Source organism: Plantimonas leprariae, assembly GCF_008802405.1.
Taxonomy (GTDB): domain Bacteria; phylum Pseudomonadota; class Alphaproteobacteria; order Rhizobiales; family Rhizobiaceae; genus Plantimonas; species Plantimonas leprariae.
In genome coordinates, this window is record NZ_VZDO01000017.1 from 13,609 (window position 1) to 32,046 (window position 18,438).

Sequence of the window (18,438 nt, forward strand, 5' to 3'; positions counted from 1 at the left end):
GCTCACACCGGCAGTTCGGTGGTCTGCTTGATGATCTGGCTCGGCACGTCCGACTTGACGTTCCGGATCGCCGCGATGCGGCTCAGCTTCTCGGACTGGAAGCGGCGGTATTCCGCGATATCGGCCGCCTGCACCCGGATCATCGCGTCGCAGTCGCCGAGCATGATGTAGCATTCGAGCACTTCCGGCAGCCGCATGATCTCCGCCGTGAACTCGGCGATCGTGCCCTCGTCCTGCGCGCTCAACCAGATCCGCGTGAAGAACGTCTGTCCCTTGCCGAGCCTGGCGGAGTTGAGGATCGCGACGTAGCGGTCGATCACGCCGGCGTCCTCGAGAGCCCGCACGCGCCGAAGACAGGGCGACGGCGACAGGCCGACCGCGCGGGCGAGATCGTTGTTCGCGATCCGCCCGTCGCGCTGCAGGGCCCTGAGGATCCGGCGATCGATCTCGTCCAGCCGAATGGTCATGACAGAAAATTCCAACCGATCGCCGAGGAACGACATCCGCTGCCTACCACGCGGGCGGGCGCCGCGAACTCGCAACCCGATTGCGTGGCGTTCGCGGTAGCGTCCGGCGCATGTCTTCGTCCCAATCCAGCGCCCGGATCGCTTCGAGCCCGGCCGTCCCGAGCTTCCTGTCGGAATACCGCCGCGGCGCCCGCGCGATCTCGCCTGCCATGGCGGCGGTGGTCGCCTACGGGCTCGTATTCGGCGCGCAGGCCTCGCAGAAGGGCCTCAGCCTTCTCGAAGTCGCGCTGATGACCGGGCTGAACTATGCCGGCGGCTCGGAGTTCGCCGCCGTCGGCCTCTGGGCCTCGCCGCCGCCGCTCTTCCTGATCGCCGCCGTCACCTTCCTGATCAACAGCCGCCACCTCATCATGGGCGCCGCGCTGACGCCCTACCTGAAGCATCTTCCCCGCTGGCGGGCGCTCACAGCCCTGTTCTTCATGTCGGACGAGACCTGGGCGGTCGGCTACGCCGATGCCGCCAGACGGGCCGAGAGCGGCGAAGCGGTTCCGTTCAGCTCCGGGTTCTACGCGGCGTGCGGCAGCCTGATCTATGTCGGCTGGCTCGCCGCGACCGCGACGGGCGCGGCGGTCGGCCCGCTGCTCGGCGATGTCGAGGCCATCGGCTTCGACATGGCGTTTCCGGCCGTGTTCCTGTCGATCGTCGCCGGGATGTGGAAGGGACCGCGCGCGGCGCGGCCCTGGGCCATCAGTCTGGTGGTCGGAGCGTTGACCCATCTTGCGGTTCCGGGTGCCTGGTACGTCGTCGCGGCCTCGCTTGCGGGCCTCGCGACGGCTTTCTACTCGGGGGATGCCGAATGATCTCGTTCGCCAGCTTCGCCACGATCCTCGTCATGGCCGCGACGACCTATTCGACGCGGATCGGCGGCTACCTGCTCCTGCGGAACCGGCGGATCGACGGGCGCGCCCGCCGCGCGATGGAGGCCGCGCCGGGCTGCGTGCTGCTCGCGGTCATCTCGCCCGCCTTCGTCACCTCGCGCCCGGCCGATCTCGCGGCGCTGGCGATCACGGTGGTCGCGGCGAGCCGCCTGCCGATGCTGGCGACCGTCGCGATCGCCGTCGCCGCGACCGGACTGCTGCGGCAGATCATGGGATGAGACCGGGACGCCGCGTCGCGCTTCGCTCCGCGCTTTGCCGATAGGGCAACGAGAACAAACCGGCGCATCCGCGCCGGCCTGTTGATGGCTGCTATCCTCAAGGGGCAGCCCTGCGAAGGGCTTGCTTCCGCATTGATGTCTCAGGGAAAGATGCGTCCCGTATGGACGGCGTTCTCGATCTGCGAACGGGTGAGTCCGATGTCGAGCAGCAGATCGTCGTTCAGTTCGTTGAGCCGCGCCATATCGCGCTGCCGCTTCCGGTGACGCTCGTATTTCAGGTACAGATCGCGAAACATGTCCATTCCTTTTCCGTTCGATACGGCGACCGGACCCTGCGCTCTGTCGGCTACGGCGAAATTCCGGAATCGGACTTTGAGGTTTCGATCGTAGTTCTCGCCGGGCGGTGACGGGTCCCGCCGCGCCGGTCGAACCGATGTCAGTTCGAAAGGCCGAGATCAGGCTCCCGTTCGGGCGCGAACTCGCCGGACAGGATCCGCTGTCGGATCGCCCCGTAGTCCTGTCCCTCGCGGTGCGCGCGGCACACCGGCTCCGGGTCGAAGAAGGTGCCGATCGGGTTGTCCTGAAAGGCGAGCGTCGTGCGCATCCATTCGCTCGACGCGCGCCAGTCGCCGAAGATGTCGCTCTGCAATTCGACGAAGTTCTCGTCGGGGTCGCAATAGTACATCGAGACCGTCATGCCGTGGTCCAGACAGACCGCCGGCGCGATCCCGAGGTCGCGCAGCCGCTCGTAGGAGGCGACGAGGTGGTCGAAGCTCTCGAACTCGAAGGCCGAATGGTGCAGCCCGGCATGCCGCCGCTTGTCGGGATCGTCCACGAGTCCAGGCGGCGACAGAAAGGCGATCCGGTGGTTGGCGCCGTCGTTCGTCATCCAGGCGGCGTAGTCGTTCCGGAACTGGACGCTCGCGCCGACGACGGTCGCGTACCAGTCGACCATCTCGTTCAGCCGCCGGGTCTTGATGTTCAGGTGGTGCAAGGCGGGATTGGCGGTGCTCATCGAGATCTCCGGACGATGCGGGATGGGACTTCGCGTCAGATGAACGCCGCGTTCGGCTCGAGCCCGAGCAGGATGCGGCCGGGCGGCAGGAGCATGCGCTCCTGGAAGCCGATGTGCTGGCAGGCGGCCTCGACGTCGCGCAGCCGCGCGGCGAAGGGCGCGCTCTCCAGCACCGCCGTCGCGCCGGCCAGTTCGTACATGCGGCGCGCCACGCGCCGCCCGACGTCGCCCGCGTTCCAGCAGGCCCGCCGGAGCGCCGCCTGGCGCTCGATCGATACGGGGCGACCGCTCGTCGCCTCACGCCACAACTCGCCGACCGCGTCGAAGGCGAGCGCCCGAGCCGCCTCCAGATGGGTCATCGCCCGGGCGACGTCGCTCTGGACGTCCTCCCGCATCCGAAGCGTCGCTTCCGCCGCGAACGGCGTCTTCGCCTGCGCCAGCCCGACCAGCGCTTCGATCGAAGCGGCCGCGAGCCCGAGCGGGATGCCGATCGCTGCGATCGCCGCGGCCGAGGTCATCGGCAGCCCGTAGAGCGGATCGCCGCCGCGCGGCTGCATGAGGTCCGCCCCGTCGACCGTGTATTCGTCCGGCACCCGGATCCCGGTGCACAGCACGTCGTGGCTGCCGCTGGCCTTCAGGCCGCCGGCATTCCAGTCGTCGGCGATCTCGACCTTGTCGGACGGCAGGAAAACGCCGCGCAGGACGGGCCGCCCGTCCGCGCCGACGCGCGGAACGCCGTCCGCCACTTCGACGCACATCAGGGCGGACACGCTGCTGTGGCGGCAGAAACTCGCCCAGGACCAGCGTCCGCCGATCCGCCAGCCGTCGCCCTCCCGGACGGCGGCTCCCGAAGGTTTGCCGCTGCCGCTGCCCGCGAACATCTTGCCGGTCGGCACGAGAAGCCGCATCGCTTCCGTGTCGAACAGCTTCGCGAAGCGCGACATGCCGGACGAGATCGAGGCGCACCAGGCGACCGAGCCGTCGATCCTGGCGAGGAATTCGATGGTTTCCACGAAATCCAGCGGATGCGTCTCCAGCCCTCCCAGCGAGTGCGGCAGCCAGAGCTGCGCGAGGCCGGCTTCGATCATCGCCCCGGCGATCGGGTTCGGGATGTCGGGTCCCGCCGCGAGCTCGGCGCGGTGCGCCTGGATCAGCGGCCGGAGCGCCTCGGCGGCGGCGAGCGGCGATGCCGCCCGATGCCGCTCGGCTTCGGGCGCGGTAGGAGAAACCAGAGTGTCCATGGTCCGATGGTTCGCTTGTTCCGGGAATTGAAGGTCCGCGCGTCCGGCGGCGCGCGGCGGCCGGACAGGGATGCGGGGCTGCGCTGCCGGACGGCTAGCGCCGGTCCGGCGTCTCGCCGAGCAGCTCGAACGGGATCGCGGCATAGGTGCAGGCGGCCATGGCGAGCCCGCGGACGAGCGCGTCTCGGAGCGCGGCCGCGCCGCTCGCGATCCCGCCCTCCACCTGTTCCGCGATCCGCATCAGACGGTCCGCCGTCGCAATGCGCGGCCGATCCGCCCCGGGCTTGCCGTCGAAACCGACCAGCGCCCTCGCGGCGTCCTCGTAGATGTCGTGCGTCATTCGGGTTCCCCTGTTCGCTTGACGGGGACTGGATACCGGCGCGGCGGCTACGCCCTTGTTTCCCGGCGGGCCTGAATGGTTTCGTTCGTAACAATGCGCTCGGGGCTTGCACCCCCGGCCTCAGGGCGACGTCGCACCGACGGCGCTTCGCCGGGCGAGGACCTCCTCCAGGCTCCTCGCCAGCATGTTGGACTGCCACGGCCGCCGGATGACCCCCGCGACGCCCGTGCGGGAAACGCTCGCCGCGTCGACCTCGTCGATCGCCAGGGGAGCGAGAACGACGGGGCGGCGCGTGACCGCCCCGGCGAGCGCCGCGAAATCCAGTCCCGTCATGCCGTGGAGGCGCCAGTTCACCATGAGGAGATCGAACCGTTCCGGCTCCTCGCGCAGCGCCGCCAGCGCCGCGTCCGGATCGGTGAAGCCGACCGGCTCGTAGCGCAGGGCCGCGAGGATGTCCTCGTCCTGTAGGACGTCCTCCTTTCGGCTTCCCAGAACCAGGAGCACGCCGCCGGTCGGCGTCGCCACGCGCCGGCGGCGATCCGATCGGGACAGCACCGGAAGCCAGACGTCGAACCTGCTGCCCTGGCCCGGCGCACTGTCGACGTCGAACGCCCCGCCGCTCTCGCGGACGATCTCCTGCGCCGTCGCCAGCCCGAGGCCCGTGCCGGCGGACTTCGTCGTATAGAACGGATCGAAGAGCCGCGCCCGGGTGACGCCGTCCATCCCGGCGCCGCGGTCGGTCACGCGGAGACGGACGAACGTTCCCCGGTCGAGCGCGCCGTGCGACAGCGCCCGCGGCGCGTCGACGCCCACACGCTTCAGTTCGACGGCGACCGGCTCGCCCGGCGCGGACGCCTGCGCCGCGTTGCGGATCAGGTTGACGAGAACCTGCTGCAACTGCGCCGGCGCGCCGCGCACGAGAGCGCCTTCCGCACCGCCGGCGGCCGACAGGTTGATCGGCTCCGTCATCGCGGAGCGCAACTGCTCGACGGTCTCGGCCACGACGTCGTCGATGGCGCTCGTCTGCCGTTCGGCCCGCGCGCCCCGGCCGAAGTCGAGGATCTGTCCGACGATCTCCCGGGCGTGTTCGCCCGCCTGCAGCGACTGCCGGAGATGTTCGGCGGGCTTCGTTTCCTCGCCGAGCGCATCCAGGGCGATCTCCGCGTGGCCCTGCATGACGTTGAGGATGTTGTTGAAGTTGTGCGCGACGCCGCTGGTGAAGGTGCCGATCGTCTCCAGGCGCTGGGCGCGCTGCAATTCCACGATCAGGGCAGCGCGTTCCCGGAAGTTGCGCTCGCGCGACAGGGCGTTGCCGACCACGTCGCCGGTCATCCGGAGGAGGCTCGTGGTGTCCGCGAACCAGCCCGGCCACCGCACGGCGCGCTCGAAGCACAGGACGCCGATGGACTCCTCCTCGCGCCGCAGCTTCGCGAAGCTCCAGTGGGACGCGTTCGCGGCGCGAAGCCCGTCCCGCAGCCGTTCCGGCAGCCGCGGATCGTCGCGCTCGGCATGCAGCGCGTCGTCCGCCAGCCTGTCGATGTCGGCGAGATGGGCCGCCATCCTGTCCGGCCAGCCAGCCGGCGGCGGCGCGTCGGGCCGGTGCCAGAGGGAAACCCCCGCCGCCTCGCACTTTCGCAGGACATAGGCGCGGTCCGCGCCGACCGCTTCCCCGAAGGTCCGCAGCGCCTCGACCAGCCTCGTTTCCGTATCCTCCGGCTGGGAGCCGAGGAAACGGTTGGAACCGTCGCCGATCACGCGCTCGAAGGCGGCGCGCCGGCGCATCGCGATCGCGTTGGCGCGAAGCCGCAATCCCAGATGGATGAGCAGGCCGAGCAGCGCGAGCGCGACGAGATAGAGGGCCAGGCGGTACCACGCCGCCTTCTGCGACCGGCTCGCCCGGAAGGTCTGGATGGCAGATTCGATCGCCCCGCGGTTCGACGCGGTCGACTCGGTCGGGAGCCGCCGCATCAGGTCGTCCACCTCGGGAACGACCGCGACGAGATTGCGTCCGTGCATCGCGAAGCTCGCGAGTTCCGAGGCGAAGCCGGCCGGAGCGCCGCGTCGCTCGACCGCGTCGAGGCGCTTCAGGATCGAGGCTGTGGCGGAGGCATCCGCACCCCGCGCCAAGCCGTTGACGGCGTTCGCGAGCCCGCCGACTGCGACCGCGAGGCGCGGGTCGGCGTCGGGCGAGGAGATGCGCTCGCTCAGGAAATCGAAATAGGCCATCGAGTTCTGCAGGAGCGCGTTGTTCGTCTTGAACCGCTCCACGAGGGCGGCTTGCGCGGCGACCCGCTGCTTCATCGCTTCCAGTTCGCCGCGGTCGAGGTCGGCCTCCGCGCTTTCGAGCCCGTCGATGGCGTTCCGCATGTCGGCGACATGCCGGACGAGCGGATCGTAGTTGCGCAGGAAGCCCGCCCTGGCGTTCAGGACGTCGCGCTGCAGCAGCGACTCGCTCAGCGCGATGGCGTCGAGCCGGTTCAGGGCTTCGAAGTAAAGCCGGTCGGACGGGTTGGTGCCGCGCAGCAGCAGCCATGTCAGCAGCGCGACGAGAAGCAGGGCGGCGGCGGCGAGGCGGACGATCACGGCGGCGCCGGCGCTCTGACGGGCACGCCGCGGAAACGGCCGGTCAATGTGCGGAGAAAGGCGGTGATGGCGCCGATCTGCGGTGTCGTCAGTTCGCGTCCCAACTGGACCTTCGCCATGCGCTGCACGGCCTCCTCCAGCGTCGCGGCGCTGCCGTCGTGGAAGTAGGGCGGCGTCGCCGCGACGTTTCGAAGGCTCGGCACGCGCATCAACCGCGTCTCGTCGGCCTGCAGACGGGCGAAGACGCCGTTCCGTGCGAAGAGGTTGGCGCCGATATTGACGCCCTGATGGCATGACACGCAGCCGATCGCCTTGAACAGGCGATAACCGTCGAGCTCCCCGCCGGACAAGGCGCCGCTTTCCCCTTGCAGCCAGAGATCGAAGCGGCTGTTGGGGGTCAGCAGCGTGCGCTCGTATGCGGCGATCGCCTCGATCACGCCGTCGCGGTCGGCCTCGCGGCCGAAGGCGCGCGCGAAGGACCGGCGCAGCAAGGCGTCGCCGTTCAGCCGGGTCAGGATTTCCGGCCAGTTCGAAACCATCAGGTCGGGCCGCAGGAGCACGCTTTCGGCATGCGCATCCAGCCGCTCGATGTTTCCGAGCCAGTTCAGGCGGGCGCTGAGCGCGGCGTTGAACACGGTATTGGTGTTGCGCTCCAGAAGGCCGCCGTCCGGCCGCCGGTCCCGAACCGCGGCGGACGCCCCGTTCGTGGAAAGATCGTGACAGGAGGCGCAGCTACGGTCCTGCCCGTGCGACAGGATCGGACTGCGGAACAGCGCCTCGCCGAGCGCGACGCGCGGATCGTCACCACCGGGCACCGCCGGAACGGGCGTGATGGGCTCGTCGCGACCGAGGGCGGCCGGGGCCTCGCGAACGCGGGTGAGCGGCGCCGCGGCGGCGAGCAGGACGCAGAAGACGGCGAGGCATCCGGCGGCGAAGGCGGCCGCCGGCTTCGGGAGGGATGACCGGGTCCCCGGGCGCCGCGCCTTGCGAGGTGCGTCCGGCCGGCCGATCGGCAGCGCGTCCTCGGTCAAATCATGGTTTCCACCGGCAGGGCGAAGACGTATCCGACGCCGCGCTCGGTCCGGATGATCCGCGGCGCGCTCGAATCGGTTTCGAGCTTGCGCCGCAGCCTGAGGATCTGCACGTCGATGCTGCGGTCGAAGATGTCTTCGTGCATGCGCGTCGCCTGGAGGAGGAACTCGCGGCTGAGCGGCCGTTGCGGCGCGTCCACGAAGGCGACAAGGAGGCCGTACTCGCCCTTGGTCAGCGCGACGGGCTCGCCGTTCGGGTCCGTCAGCGACCGCCGGCGCCGATCGAGCACCCAGCCGCCGAAACGGTTCCGGCCGGTCGCCGGATTGCGTGCGCTTTCGGTTCGCGCGGCGTCCGCGCGGCGCAGCACGACACGGATGCGGGCCAGAAGCTCGCGCAGCGAGAAGGGCTTCGTCACATAGTCGTCGGCACCCAGCTCGAGGCCGACCACGCGGTCGATCTCGTCGCGCCGATGGCCCGTGGTGATGATCACCGGCAGGTCGCTCTGCGCCCGCAGTTCGCGCAGGAGGTCGAGCCCGTCTTCCTGCCCGAGCCTGAGGTCCAGGACGATCAGACTGAAGCTCGTCTCGGACAGGAACTCCATCATCCGCTGCCCGTTCGCGGCGACGCTGACCTCGATGTCGTGGCCCCTGAAGTAGTCGACGACGATGTTCTGGATGCCGGGATCGTCGTCGACCAGGAGGATCCGGATGAACGACGGGGCGGCGTATGGCTCGGGGATGGTCATGATCGTACGGGTGGCTGCGATGCTCTGGAACGAACGACATGCCTGCGGCACCGTCGGCTTCGAATGCCCGGCCGGCAGCTGCGAATCTCGCGCGACGCCGGGCCCGTTCGCGGTCCGATCGACCGCCGGGGCGGCCGATCGCGGCCCGGATTCCGGCGGTTCCGAAGACGACTGACGCGCCGATCATCGAACGGCATTCGCCGGAGCGCAATCCCTCGCCCCGGCGAATGCCGCCCCGGACCGTCGCGGCCGAGGATGTCGTGAAGCGCCGGAATGCCTTATCGGCCGAGTTCGGCGTAGCTGATCTTGCCGTCGGCGTTCGGTTTCCAGACATACATCGTGTAATCGGCGTCCTCGCGGTCGCCCTTCGCGTCGAACCGGAGCTGACCGATGACGGTCGAGACCGCCTGGCCCTCGCGCAGCTTCTTAGCGACGGCCTGCGGGTCGTTCGAGCCGGCGCGCCTGATGCCTTCCGCGATCACCTGCACGGACGCATAGGAGTAGAGCGTGTAGGCCTCCGGCTCGAAGCCGGCGTCGCGGAACCGCTTCACCGTGTCGGCCGCGGCCGGGTTCTTGCGCGGGTCGGGACCGAAGGTCATCAGCGTGCCTTCCACTGCTGGCCCTCCGATCGAGGCGAACTCGTCCGAGGTGATGCCGTCGCCGCCCATGAGGACCGGCTTGTAGCCGGCATCCGCGCTCTGCCGGATCAGCAGGCCGGCCTCGGTATAGAGCCCGCCGAAATAGACGACGTTCGCCTTCGCGCCCTTCAGCTTCGTGACGAGGGCGGAGAAGTCCTTGTCGCCGACATTGACGCCTTCGTACATGACTTCGGTGATGCCGGCGGCGTTCATCGCCTTCTTGGTCTCGTCGGCGAGGCCCTGTCCGTACGGCGTCTTGTCGTGGATGATGGCGACCGCCTTCCCTCGCATGTTCCTCGCGATGAAGTCGCCGGCGAGCTTGCCCTGCTGGTCGTCGCGGCCGCAGGCGCGGAAGACGTTCCAGAGATCGCGCTCGGTGAAGGCCGGGTTGGTCGATCCGGGGGTGATCTGAAACACGTTGTTCTCGGCATAGACGTCGGATGCGGGGATCGAGACGCCCGAATTGTAGTGGCCGACCACGAACTGGACGCCGTCGCCGACGAACTTGTTGGCGACCGAGACGCCCTGCTTCGGGTCCGACACGTCGTCGCCGAGCTCGATCGTCAGCTTCTCGCCGTTGACGCCGCCGGCGGCGTTGATGTCCTTGACGGCCTGCTCCGCACCCTTCTGGAATTGCGCGCCGGTGGCGGCGTTCGGACCGGTCAGCGGGCCGGCGACGCCGATCCTGACGTCGGCGAGGGCCGTGCCGGACAACAGGAGGCCGGCGAGAAGCGCCGCCCCTGAAAGCATATGCGATTTCATGAGGAAACTCCGTTCGCTCGGGAAGCATCCCGCGAAGCCGCAAAGCATCGCCTTCCCGATCGCCGAATGTTTCCTGCCCCGGATGCCTTGTCATTCGAAGTCGGGTTACCGTCGTCGCCGACCCGATCTATTCGGCTACAGCGGTAGCGAAACGGTGGCGAACGCCTTTGCGACAGCCGTAACCGTTCTCCGCCGGCCCGTAGTCGACCCGTAACCCGGCATTCCTATCCCCTTGCCGCCGACCCGCGGCGTCGCAAGCGCCGCGCTGCCGCGAACTCCCCGGCGCCGGCGGTGGCCGATACGGCCGGCAGAGTCCCGAACCATTCCGGAGTTTCCGATGACATCAGCGCCCGATGCCGCGCCGGCTCCGCTCGACCCGCCGAACGCCGCCGCCGATGCCGCGAGCGACGCGATGGTCGTGCGGACGGAACTCGCGGATCGCGCCCTCTTCAACGGCGCGGTGACGTCGCGACCACTCGCATTCGCCGAGTGCGCCGACGAGGCGGCCGTCGTCGCGGCGCTCGGTACCGCGGCCGACCTCGGCCTTTGCGTCGCCGCGCTCGCCGGCGGCCACGACGTATCGGGACGGGCCTTCGTCGAGGACAACCTCGTGCTCGACCTCCGACGCATCCGCGACGTGCGTGTCGATCCCGCGGCGAGCGAGGTGACGTTCGGCGGCGGCGCGCTGACCGGCGACGTGCTCGCGGCCCTTCCGGACGGCCTCGTCACCGCGACTGGCACGGTTCTGTCGGTCGGCATGACGGGTCTGGCGCTCGGCGGCGGTTACGGGCGCCTCGTCAACCGTCTCGGTCTCGCGGCCGACTGCATGCGGAGCGCTCGTGTCGTGCTTGCCGATGGCTCGGTCGTCCTGGCAAGCGAGCGCGAGGACGCCGAGCTGTTCTGGGCGCTGCGCGGCGGCGGCAGCGGCTTCGGCATCGTCACCTCGATGACGATGGCGCTCCATGCCCTGCCGCGCGTCCTCGGCGCGACCGTGCTTTACCCGCTGGACCGCGCCGAGGACACGCTGCTCCGGGCGCAGGCGACGCTGGACAGCCACCCGTTCGATCTCAGTCTGTTCATGGGATTCGTCACCGCGCCGACCGGCGAGGCGATGCTGTTCGTCGCGCCGATGTGGAGCGGCGATCCCGCCACGGGCGAAGCGCTGATCGAAAGCCTGACCGCTCTCGACGGAGCGCTGGTGCTCGAGCGGGGCTGGTGCCGCTACCGGGACACGCTGAGCGAGGAAAGCGAGAAGGCCTGGCCGAAGGGCCGGCGCTACCACCTTCCGACCCGGACCCTCGGCCGCCTCGACGAGACGGCGGTCGAGATGCTGGTCGACGCGGCGCGGCGCATGACGTCGCCGCACTCGGCGATCGTCCTGCACGACTTCCACGGCGCCGCCGCGCAGGTCCCGCCGGACGCGACGGCGTTCGCGCTGCGCGAGGACCACTTCGTCGTCGAGATCATCGCCGCCTGGGATTCCGATCCCGGCGGCGGCAGCCGGCATCGGAGGTGGGCGGACGAGCTGTCGGCCGAACTGGCGATCATCGCGATCCCCGGCGGCTACGTGAACCTGCTTGCGCCCGCCGAAAGCGAACGCGTGCGCCGCTTCTACGGCTTGTCCGCGCAGCGTCTCGCCGACGTGAAACGGCGCGTCGACCCGAACGACATGTTCCGGTCCGGCATCGGACGCCTCGTCGACTGACGGGAGCCTCGACCGCATCACCGAACCAACGGGAGACGATCCATGAACAGACATGAACCTACGGCCGACGCCGGGGGAACCGCGGCGGCCGAGCCGGGCGCGGTCGAGCAACTCAACCCGCCGGGCATCCGGACGGCCGGCATCCGCATGCTGCCCGTGGCCGGCGGGCGCCACAAGGTCTGGACCAAGCGGGTCGGCGAAGGCAAGACGAAGGTGCTGCTGCTGCACGGCGGACCGGGCTTCAGCCACGACTATCTGGAAGTGATGGAATCCTTCCTGCCGCCGGCGGGCATCGAACTCTACCATTACGATCAGCTCGGCTGCGGGAACTCGGACCGCCCGGACGACGCGGCGCTCTGGACGCTGCCGCGCTATCTCGACGAAGTGGAAGAGGTGCGCCAGGGGCTCGGGCTCGACCGCTTCGTCCTCTACGGGCACAGTTGGGGCGGCATTCTCGGGATCGAATACGCGCTCCGCCACCCGGACCGCCTGTCGGGACTGGTCATCTCCAACATGACGGCGAGCATCGCCTCGTTCCTGCAGCGGCTCGAGACGCTGAAGGATCTGCTGCCGCCCGCCTCGAGGGCCCGTCTCGCGGAACTGGAGAAGGCGGAGGATTACGATTCCCCCGACTACCATCGCATCGTCGAGGGGGAACTCTATCCGCAGGTCCTGTGTCGGACGCAGCCGTGGCCGGAACCGCTGACGCGGGCGTTCCGGATCGTCAACCCGGCGATCTACGGCCAGATGCAGGGCAAGAGCGAGTTCGTGGTGACGGGGAACCTCCGCGGCTGGGACAGCTGGGACCGGCTGGCGCGGATCCGGACGCCGACCCTCACGATCGGCGCCGAACACGACGAGATGGATCCCGCCGACCTCGTCCGCATGGCGGAACTGATGCCGAACGCCCGCTCGGCCATCTGCCCGAACGGCAGCCATCTGCCGATGTACGACGACCAGGCGGTGTTCTTCGATCACCTGCTCGGTTTCCTGAAATCGGTCTGAATTCGAGTTCCCGCGGCCCGGCCGACGCCGCCGGCTGCGCCCCGGGAAAGGACCGCGTTCACGCGGTGCGCGGCTGCCCGCCCGTCGCAGGACGGGCGTCGCGACGGAACAGAAGCTGCCGCAGGTCGGGCCGCCACAGGAGAAGCCCCGTCCACATCGCGACGCCGAGAGCGAGGCAAACGATCTGCGGCGGCGACCCGAACTCGCCGATCCTGGCATGGAGGCTGACCGCGCCGCCGAGGAAGCCGGTGGTCAGGACGGCACCGATCAACGCGGTGGAGGGAAGAGCGAGCGTCGCGGCACAGGTGAGCGTGAGGATGGGAAGCACCTCGCGAAACGTCTCCGGCAGCCCGATATGGTCCATCGCGGCGACCATGAAGCCGGGTGATGCGGCCTGCACGAGGCCGTCCGCGAGGAGAAGCCCTACGACCAGACCGACCAGGGTCCGGCCGACGAATTTGCGATTGATGAGAGAGGACACGCGACGTTCCTTCGGCTGTTGCGAACGGTTGCGGTCGATACGGCACGGGCGACTACGCCTCGGCTACACCGGCGGCCGGAAGCGTTACGTTCGTCACGAAGCGAAGACGGCCGCCCTGCGAGTCCGATGACTGGGAGGAGTGCCTTCGCCGCGGCGGCGTGTCGGGCACGCACGCGGCGGCGATCGCGGTCAGCATGGGGCGCACGTCACCGTCGTCGACCGCGCGGCAGGCACGCTGGAGGGGCTCACCGGCCAGTTCGGCGCCTCATCCGCACGCAGTTCTCGACGCGGAGAATGGAGGATACCGCGCGTTTCCGCCGGGTCGAGGCGCCCGCGACGTCCGCAGCGGTTGCTGTCGCCTTCGGAAAAAAGGCCAGTACGATCCGCGTCACGGCTTCGACGGTTTTTAGCGCCGGCAAGACGCCGACCGGATTGAAACCGATGTCGTCCGTTGTGGCACGACGCGCGGTCGGAGCGTTCCCTCTCCCCTCGCTTGACCCCCGAAGAGGGCCTGCCCTATGAACGGTCGCCGGTCACATGTCACGGCTGCAACAATGCGGCGACGCGTCGAGTCTTCATGAGCCGATTGCTGCCGACCAATCTCCGCGATCAAGCTCTTTCGCTGCTGAAGCTTCGTCTCATCTCGGGCGATCTCGTGCCCGGCGAAATCTATTCGGCCGCCGGCCTCGCGCAGGAACTCGGCGTCTCGAACAGCCCGGTGCGGGAGGCCATGCTGACGCTCGTCAACGAAGGTCTGATGGAGGCCGTCCGCAATCGCGGCTTTCGCGTGGTTCCCCTCAGCGACCACGAGCGCCGCAACATCTACGACATCCGGCTACTGCTGGAGATTCCCGCCATGGCGCAACTGGCGGCGCGACGGAGTGTCGTGGAACCGCACGGCAAGCGCTTTTCCGCCCTCGCCGCTTCGATCGTCTCGGCGGCCGGGTCCGGCGATATCGTCGCCTATCTCGATGCCGACCGGCAGTTCCACATGGGGCTGCTCGACCTGCTCGAGAACCAGCACCTCTCGAAGATCATCGACAACCTGCGCGATCAGAGCCGGCATTACGGGCTCAAGCGCCTGTCGGAAAGCGGGCAGCTCGTCGCCTCGGCCGAAGAGCATGCGCCGATCCTGGCGGCGATCCTGACGGGTGACGAGGCGAAGACGGCACGTCTGATGCGCGACCATCTCCAGCACCTCGTCGGCGACTGGGCGGGCTGACGAAAGCGCGGGCGCGCTCGTCTCGGGAAATGCCCCCGTAGTTCCGAAATACGCGTATCCGTAGCCGGTCGCGCACGCGACTTACGGCGCTCGGTGCCTTTCGCTGGTGGGATCATGAAATGAAATCGTCGCCGCCATCAGCCGATTGCACCCGCACGGTGCAGCGTGTATGGGTAATCGATAACCGATAACAGCCTCGGCGCGTGCGCAGTGTAGGTTATGGTGCGACGAGCGGTGAACGGTGAACGGTGATCGATCCACGCTCGCCAGCCCATTGAAGGCTACAGTTCCGCTACGGTCGGACTGAACCCTTCGAACCGCCGTGCTCCGGCTGGAGCCGATACTCGATCCCTTCGGGCAAATGCCTCCGTCGGAGGCAGACGCCCCTTTCCCAGTCTGCCAACCTTCGGAGCTTCCCATGACATCCACGATCTTTTCCGGCGTGATGCCCGCGTTGATGACGCCATGCCGGGCCGACCGCACGCCGGACTTCGACGCGCTGGTGCGCAAGGGACGCGAACTGATCGATGCCGGCATGTCCGCCGTGATCTACTGCGGCTCGATGGGCGACTGGCCGCTCCTGACCGACGCGCAGCGGATGGAGGGCGTCGCGCGGCTGGTGGAGGCCGGGGTGCCGGTCGTCGTCGGCACGGGCGCGGTCAATACGGCCTCCGCCGTCGCCCACGCGGCGCACGCCGCCAAGGTCGGCGCGAAGGGCCTGATGGTGATCCCGCGCGTCCTGTCGCGCGGCACCGTGGTCGCGGCGCAGCGGGCGCACTTCAAGGCGATCCTCTCGGCCGCGCCGGATCTGCCGTCGGTGATCTACAACAGCCCGTATTACGGCTTCGCCACCCGCGCCGACCTGTTCTTCGCGCTCCGAGCCGAGCACCCGAACCTCATCGGGTTCAAGGAGTTCGGCGGGCCGGACGACCTGCGCTACGCCGCCGAAAACATCACCAGCCGCGACGACGAGGTGTCGCTGATGATCGGCGTCGACACGGCGGTGGTGCACGGCTACGTGAACTGCGGCGCGACGGGGGCGATCACCGGCATCGGCAACGTTCTGCCGAAGGAGGTGCTGCACCTATGCGAACTGGCCGAGGCGGCCGCCTCCGGCGACGCCGAGGCCCGCCGTCGCGCGGTCGAATTGGAAGCGGCCTTCGCGGTGCTTTCCTCCTTCGACGAAGGTCCGGATCTGGTGCTCTTCTTCAAGCACATGATGGTCCTGAAGGGGCACGCGGAGTACGCGCTGCACTTCAACGAGAGCGACGCGCTCTCCGACAGCCAGCGCGGCTATGTCGAGGCGCAGCTCCGCCTCTTCGACGCCTGGTATGCCGACTGGAACCGTCAGGACGCTTCCCCGGCCCGCCGCGCCGCCTGAAGGCGGAAACTCTCCCGCGGAGAACGTTCCGCGATGTTCGAGGGCCGCCTCGGCCCTCGAACCGTGTCCCGGCCGCCGCCTTTCCGCCGCCCTACGCGCCCCTGCCGATTCGTTACCCTTGCTGCGACGCGCAGGATGTCCGTCACAGCGATTGACAACCTCTGGCCGATTTGAGAAACCGTTTTCTCGATCTGAGAAACGCTTTTCTCAATTTGGGTCGGCGTAGTTCGATCGTTCAGGGAGCAGGTGGTAAGCGCGGATGCGAGACGATGCAACTTCCGATCTGCGGAACGAGGTCGTCGGCCGGGTGACGATCCGCGACGTAGCATTGGAAGCCGGCGTGTCGGTGGCGACGGCCTCGAAAGCCCTCAACGAGCGCGGTCGCATGACGAGCGAGACGCGCGAGCGCGTACGGACCGCGGCGCGCCTTCTCGGCTTTCGGCCGAACGCGATGGCGCGGGCCCTCGTCCACCAGCGCTCCTTCACGCTCGGCCTCCTCACCAGCGACACCTACGGCCGCTTCACCCTGCCGGTCGCCGCCGGGCTGTCGGCGGCGATGTCGGATCGCGGCGTGTCGGTCTTCCTGTGCGCGATCGACGACGATCCGGAACGCGCGCGGCTCAATCTGGAAGCGATGGAGGACAAGCGGGTCGACGGTCTGGTGATCGCCGGCAAGCGCATCGACCGGACCCTGCCGCTAAATCTCGCCTCGGCGCGGATGCCGGTGGTCCACGTCGTCGCCGCCTGCCCGCCGGACGGGGTCGGCTTCGTGCCGGACGACGAAGGGGGCGCCTTTCTCGCCGTTTCGCATCTGGCGCGGCTCGGCCGCCGGCGCATCGCCCATGTCACGGGGCCGCGCAGCTTCGCCGCCGTGCCGCTGCGCGAGGCCGGCTGGCGTCGCGCCCTCGGCGAGGCAGGCCTGCCGCCTTTCGGCGAAGCGCTCTGCGGCGAATGGTCGGAACGGTTCGGCTACGAGACCGGCCAGCGCCTCTTCGGCGCGGCGGCGGAGCGGCCGGACGCGGTCTTCTGCGGCAACGACCAGATCGCGCGCGGCCTGATCGACGCGCTGGCGCAGTCGGGCCTCGGCGTGCCGGAGGATGTGGCCGTCGTCGGCTTCGACAACTGGGAACTCTTCGCGCAGGCCGCCCGCCCGCCGCTCACCACGGTGGACATGGAGCTGAAGGATCTCGGCCGGGAAGCCGGCCTGACGCTGCTCGACATGATCGACGGCAAGCCGGTGGAGCCCGGCCTGCGCCGCCTGCCGTGCCGTCTGGTCGTGCGCCGATCCTGCGGAGGCGGGGCACCATAGGATGAACGGGCCGTCCCGGCCGGGAGACAGGGGCGGACCGATACGAAGAGGCAACGGCGTTCCCGGAACGGGACACTTCGAAAGGGAGGATAGGAGCATGAAGAACTGGCGCCTCGGGCTCGGCGGTCTTGGCCTCGCCATCGCCCTGACCACCTCGGCCTCGGCCGAGACGTTTTCCCTCTGGGTGCGCTCGGACGGCTCGACCTTCATGCCGAAGATCGTCGACGCCTTCAACAATAGCCAGAGCGAGCACAAGGCCGAGTTGCAGATCGTGCCCGTGAACGAGCTCGTGCAGAAATACGCGGTGGCCGCAGCCGGCGGGACGGCGCCGGACGCGCTCTCGCTCGACCTCATCTATACGCCCGCCTTCGCCAGCGCCGGACAGCTCGAGGACATCACCGACCTCGCGAAATCCCTGCCCTACTTCGACCAGCTCTCCAAGGCGCATGTCGCGACCGGGACCTGGCAGGACCGCATCTACGGCCTGCCCTTCTCGGCGGACGCCTCCGTGCTGATCTGGAACAAGAAGCTGTTCAAGGAGGCCGGCCTCGATCCCGAGAAGGGTCCGACGACCTGGGCGGAGATCCGCACCGACGCCGAGAAGGTCAACGCCCTCGGAAACGACAACAAGGGCTTCTACTTCTCCGGCAACTGCGGCGGCTGCAACATCTTCACCTTCACGCCGCTGGTCTGGGCGTCGGGCGGCGACATGTTCGCCGACGAAGGCAAGAAGGCGACCATCGACACGCCGCAGATGCGCGACGCCATCGCCTTCTACCAGGGCATGGTGAAGGACGGGCTCGTTCCCGCCGGCTCGCAGACCGACACGGGCGCGAACTTCTTCGCCGCCTTCGCCACCGGCAAGATCGGCATCACCCCATCGGGCTCCTTCGCCATCGGCGCGCTGAACGAGCAGCATCCCGACCTCGAATACGGCGTCACGTACTTGCCTGGCAAGGAAGGCGGCTGGTCATCCTTCGCCGGCGGCGACAACTTCGTCGTTTCGAAGGGCACCACCAAGATGGCGGGGATCAAGGCCTTCCTCGAATACGCCTATTCGCTGGACGGCCAGACCCTGCTGGCCCGGAACGGCTCGCTGCCGGTGCGCGGCGATCTGGCGAAGGAAGCCCTGAAAGGCCTCGACGCGCGCTACCTCGTCGCCGCCGACGCCATGGCCAAGGGCCGCACGCCCTATACGCCGGTCTTCAACGACCTGATCAACTCGGCCAACGGGCCCTGGATCACCATGCTGAACCAGGCCTTCTTCGGCGACGCGGCGGCGATCGATGCCGCGATCGCCCAAGGCCAGGACGCGATGCAGTCGATCATCGACACGGCGCCCTGACGCCCCCCGGC

Annotated in this window: 19 protein-coding genes; 9 read left to right on the forward strand and 10 right to left on the reverse strand. The window is 68.9% G+C overall.

Annotation, left to right across the window (positions count from 1 at the left end; genetic code table 11):
* Positions 1-2: 2 nt before the first annotated feature.
* Positions 3-461, reverse strand: a complete 459-nt coding sequence (locus F6X38_RS18250; protein WP_161992828.1) for an Lrp/AsnC family transcriptional regulator — start codon at positions 459-461, stop codon at positions 3-5.
* Between the two features lie 116 nt (positions 462-577).
* Between F6X38_RS18250 and F6X38_RS18255 the strand changes: the two genes are divergently transcribed.
* Both F6X38_RS18255 and F6X38_RS18260 read left to right on the forward strand, forming a co-directional pair.
* Entirely contained in the window at positions 578-1,327 is a 750-nt protein-coding gene (locus tag F6X38_RS18255; protein WP_150972191.1) for an AzlC family ABC transporter permease, read from the forward strand.
* Positions 1,324-1,623 carry an AzlD family protein gene (locus F6X38_RS18260; RefSeq protein WP_150972193.1) on the forward strand — a complete coding sequence of 100 codons (300 nt, stop codon included), beginning with the start codon at positions 1,324-1,326 and terminating at the stop codon, positions 1,621-1,623. The genes F6X38_RS18255 and F6X38_RS18260 overlap by 4 nt, the downstream gene beginning before the upstream one ends.
* A gap of 140 nt (positions 1,624-1,763) precedes the next feature.
* Here F6X38_RS18260 and F6X38_RS18265 read toward each other — a convergent pair whose 3' ends face one another.
* The 7 genes from F6X38_RS18265 to F6X38_RS18295 form a co-directional block, all read right to left on the reverse strand.
* The gene (locus F6X38_RS18265; protein ID WP_161992824.1) at positions 1,764-1,919 is read right to left on the reverse strand and encodes a YjiS-like domain-containing protein; all 156 of its coding nucleotides are present in this window, start codon (positions 1,917-1,919) and stop codon (positions 1,764-1,766) included.
* Between the two features lie 140 nt (positions 1,920-2,059).
* Positions 2,060-2,638 (reverse strand): VOC family protein, encoded by a 579-nt coding sequence (locus F6X38_RS18270; protein ID WP_150972196.1) that lies wholly within the window; start codon positions 2,636-2,638, stop codon positions 2,060-2,062.
* A 35-nt stretch (positions 2,639-2,673) separates the two neighbouring features.
* Positions 2,674-3,879 carry an acyl-CoA dehydrogenase family protein gene (locus F6X38_RS18275; protein WP_150972198.1) on the reverse strand — a complete coding sequence of 402 codons (1,206 nt, stop codon included), beginning with the start codon at positions 3,877-3,879 and terminating at the stop codon, positions 2,674-2,676.
* A gap of 94 nt (positions 3,880-3,973) precedes the next feature.
* Positions 3,974-4,219, reverse strand: coding sequence for a hypothetical protein (locus F6X38_RS18280; protein WP_150972200.1), 246 nt, complete (start codon positions 4,217-4,219; stop codon positions 3,974-3,976).
* A gap of 120 nt (positions 4,220-4,339) precedes the next feature.
* Positions 4,340-6,802: a two-component system VirA-like sensor kinase gene (locus tag F6X38_RS18285; RefSeq protein ID WP_161992825.1), complete on the reverse strand. Its 2,463-nt coding sequence runs from the start codon at positions 6,800-6,802 to the stop codon at positions 4,340-4,342.
* Positions 6,799-7,833: a cytochrome-c peroxidase gene (locus F6X38_RS18290; protein ID WP_246191426.1), complete on the reverse strand. Its 1,035-nt coding sequence runs from the start codon at positions 7,831-7,833 to the stop codon at positions 6,799-6,801. Before F6X38_RS18290 ends, F6X38_RS18285 begins: the two co-directional genes overlap by 4 nt.
* Positions 7,830-8,579, reverse strand: a complete 750-nt coding sequence (locus tag F6X38_RS18295; RefSeq protein WP_150972204.1) for a response regulator — start codon at positions 8,577-8,579, stop codon at positions 7,830-7,832. The genes F6X38_RS18290 and F6X38_RS18295 overlap by 4 nt, the downstream gene beginning before the upstream one ends.
* Here F6X38_RS18295 and F6X38_RS23790 point away from each other — a divergent pair.
* Positions 8,542-8,754, forward strand: coding sequence for a hypothetical protein (locus F6X38_RS23790; protein WP_210248897.1), 213 nt, complete (start codon positions 8,542-8,544; stop codon positions 8,752-8,754). The genes F6X38_RS18295 and F6X38_RS23790 overlap by 38 nt on opposite strands.
* A 103-nt stretch (positions 8,755-8,857) precedes the next feature.
* On the opposite strand, the gene F6X38_RS18300 is transcribed toward F6X38_RS23790, so the two are convergent.
* On the reverse strand, positions 8,858-9,979 hold the full coding sequence (locus tag F6X38_RS18300; RefSeq protein WP_150972206.1) for a branched-chain amino acid ABC transporter substrate-binding protein: 1,122 nt from the start codon (positions 9,977-9,979) through the stop codon (positions 8,858-8,860).
* 337 nt (positions 9,980-10,316) lie between these two features.
* On the opposite strand from F6X38_RS18300, the gene F6X38_RS18305 reads away from it, so the two are divergent.
* Positions 10,317-11,684: an FAD-binding oxidoreductase gene (locus F6X38_RS18305; protein ID WP_150972208.1), complete on the forward strand. Its 1,368-nt coding sequence runs from the start codon at positions 10,317-10,319 to the stop codon at positions 11,682-11,684.
* Between the two features lie 42 nt (positions 11,685-11,726).
* Entirely contained in the window at positions 11,727-12,689 is a 963-nt protein-coding gene (locus F6X38_RS18310) for a proline iminopeptidase-family hydrolase (RefSeq protein WP_246191427.1), read from the forward strand.
* 58 nt (positions 12,690-12,747) lie between these two features.
* On the opposite strand, the gene F6X38_RS18315 is transcribed toward F6X38_RS18310, so the two are convergent.
* Positions 12,748-13,170: a DoxX family protein gene (locus F6X38_RS18315; protein WP_161992826.1), complete on the reverse strand. Its 423-nt coding sequence runs from the start codon at positions 13,168-13,170 to the stop codon at positions 12,748-12,750.
* 577 nt (positions 13,171-13,747) lie between these two features.
* Between F6X38_RS18315 and F6X38_RS18320 the strand changes: the two genes are divergently transcribed.
* From F6X38_RS18320 to F6X38_RS18335, 4 genes are all read left to right on the forward strand, one after another.
* A complete protein-coding gene (locus tag F6X38_RS18320) occupies positions 13,748-14,392 on the forward strand; it encodes a GntR family transcriptional regulator (RefSeq protein WP_150972212.1) in 645 nt (214 codons plus the stop codon).
* Positions 14,393-14,810: 418 nt separating this feature from the next.
* A complete protein-coding gene (locus F6X38_RS18325; protein ID WP_150972214.1) occupies positions 14,811-15,773 on the forward strand; it encodes a dihydrodipicolinate synthase family protein in 963 nt (320 codons plus the stop codon).
* A 259-nt stretch (positions 15,774-16,032) separates the two neighbouring features.
* Positions 16,033-17,082 carry a LacI family DNA-binding transcriptional regulator gene (locus F6X38_RS18330; protein ID WP_150972216.1) on the forward strand — a complete coding sequence of 350 codons (1,050 nt, stop codon included), beginning with the start codon at positions 16,033-16,035 and terminating at the stop codon, positions 17,080-17,082.
* Positions 17,083-17,179: 97 nt separating this feature from the next.
* On the forward strand, positions 17,180-18,427 hold the full coding sequence (locus tag F6X38_RS18335; RefSeq protein WP_150972217.1) for an ABC transporter substrate-binding protein: 1,248 nt from the start codon (positions 17,180-17,182) through the stop codon (positions 18,425-18,427).
* Positions 18,428-18,438: the final 11 nt, after the last annotated feature.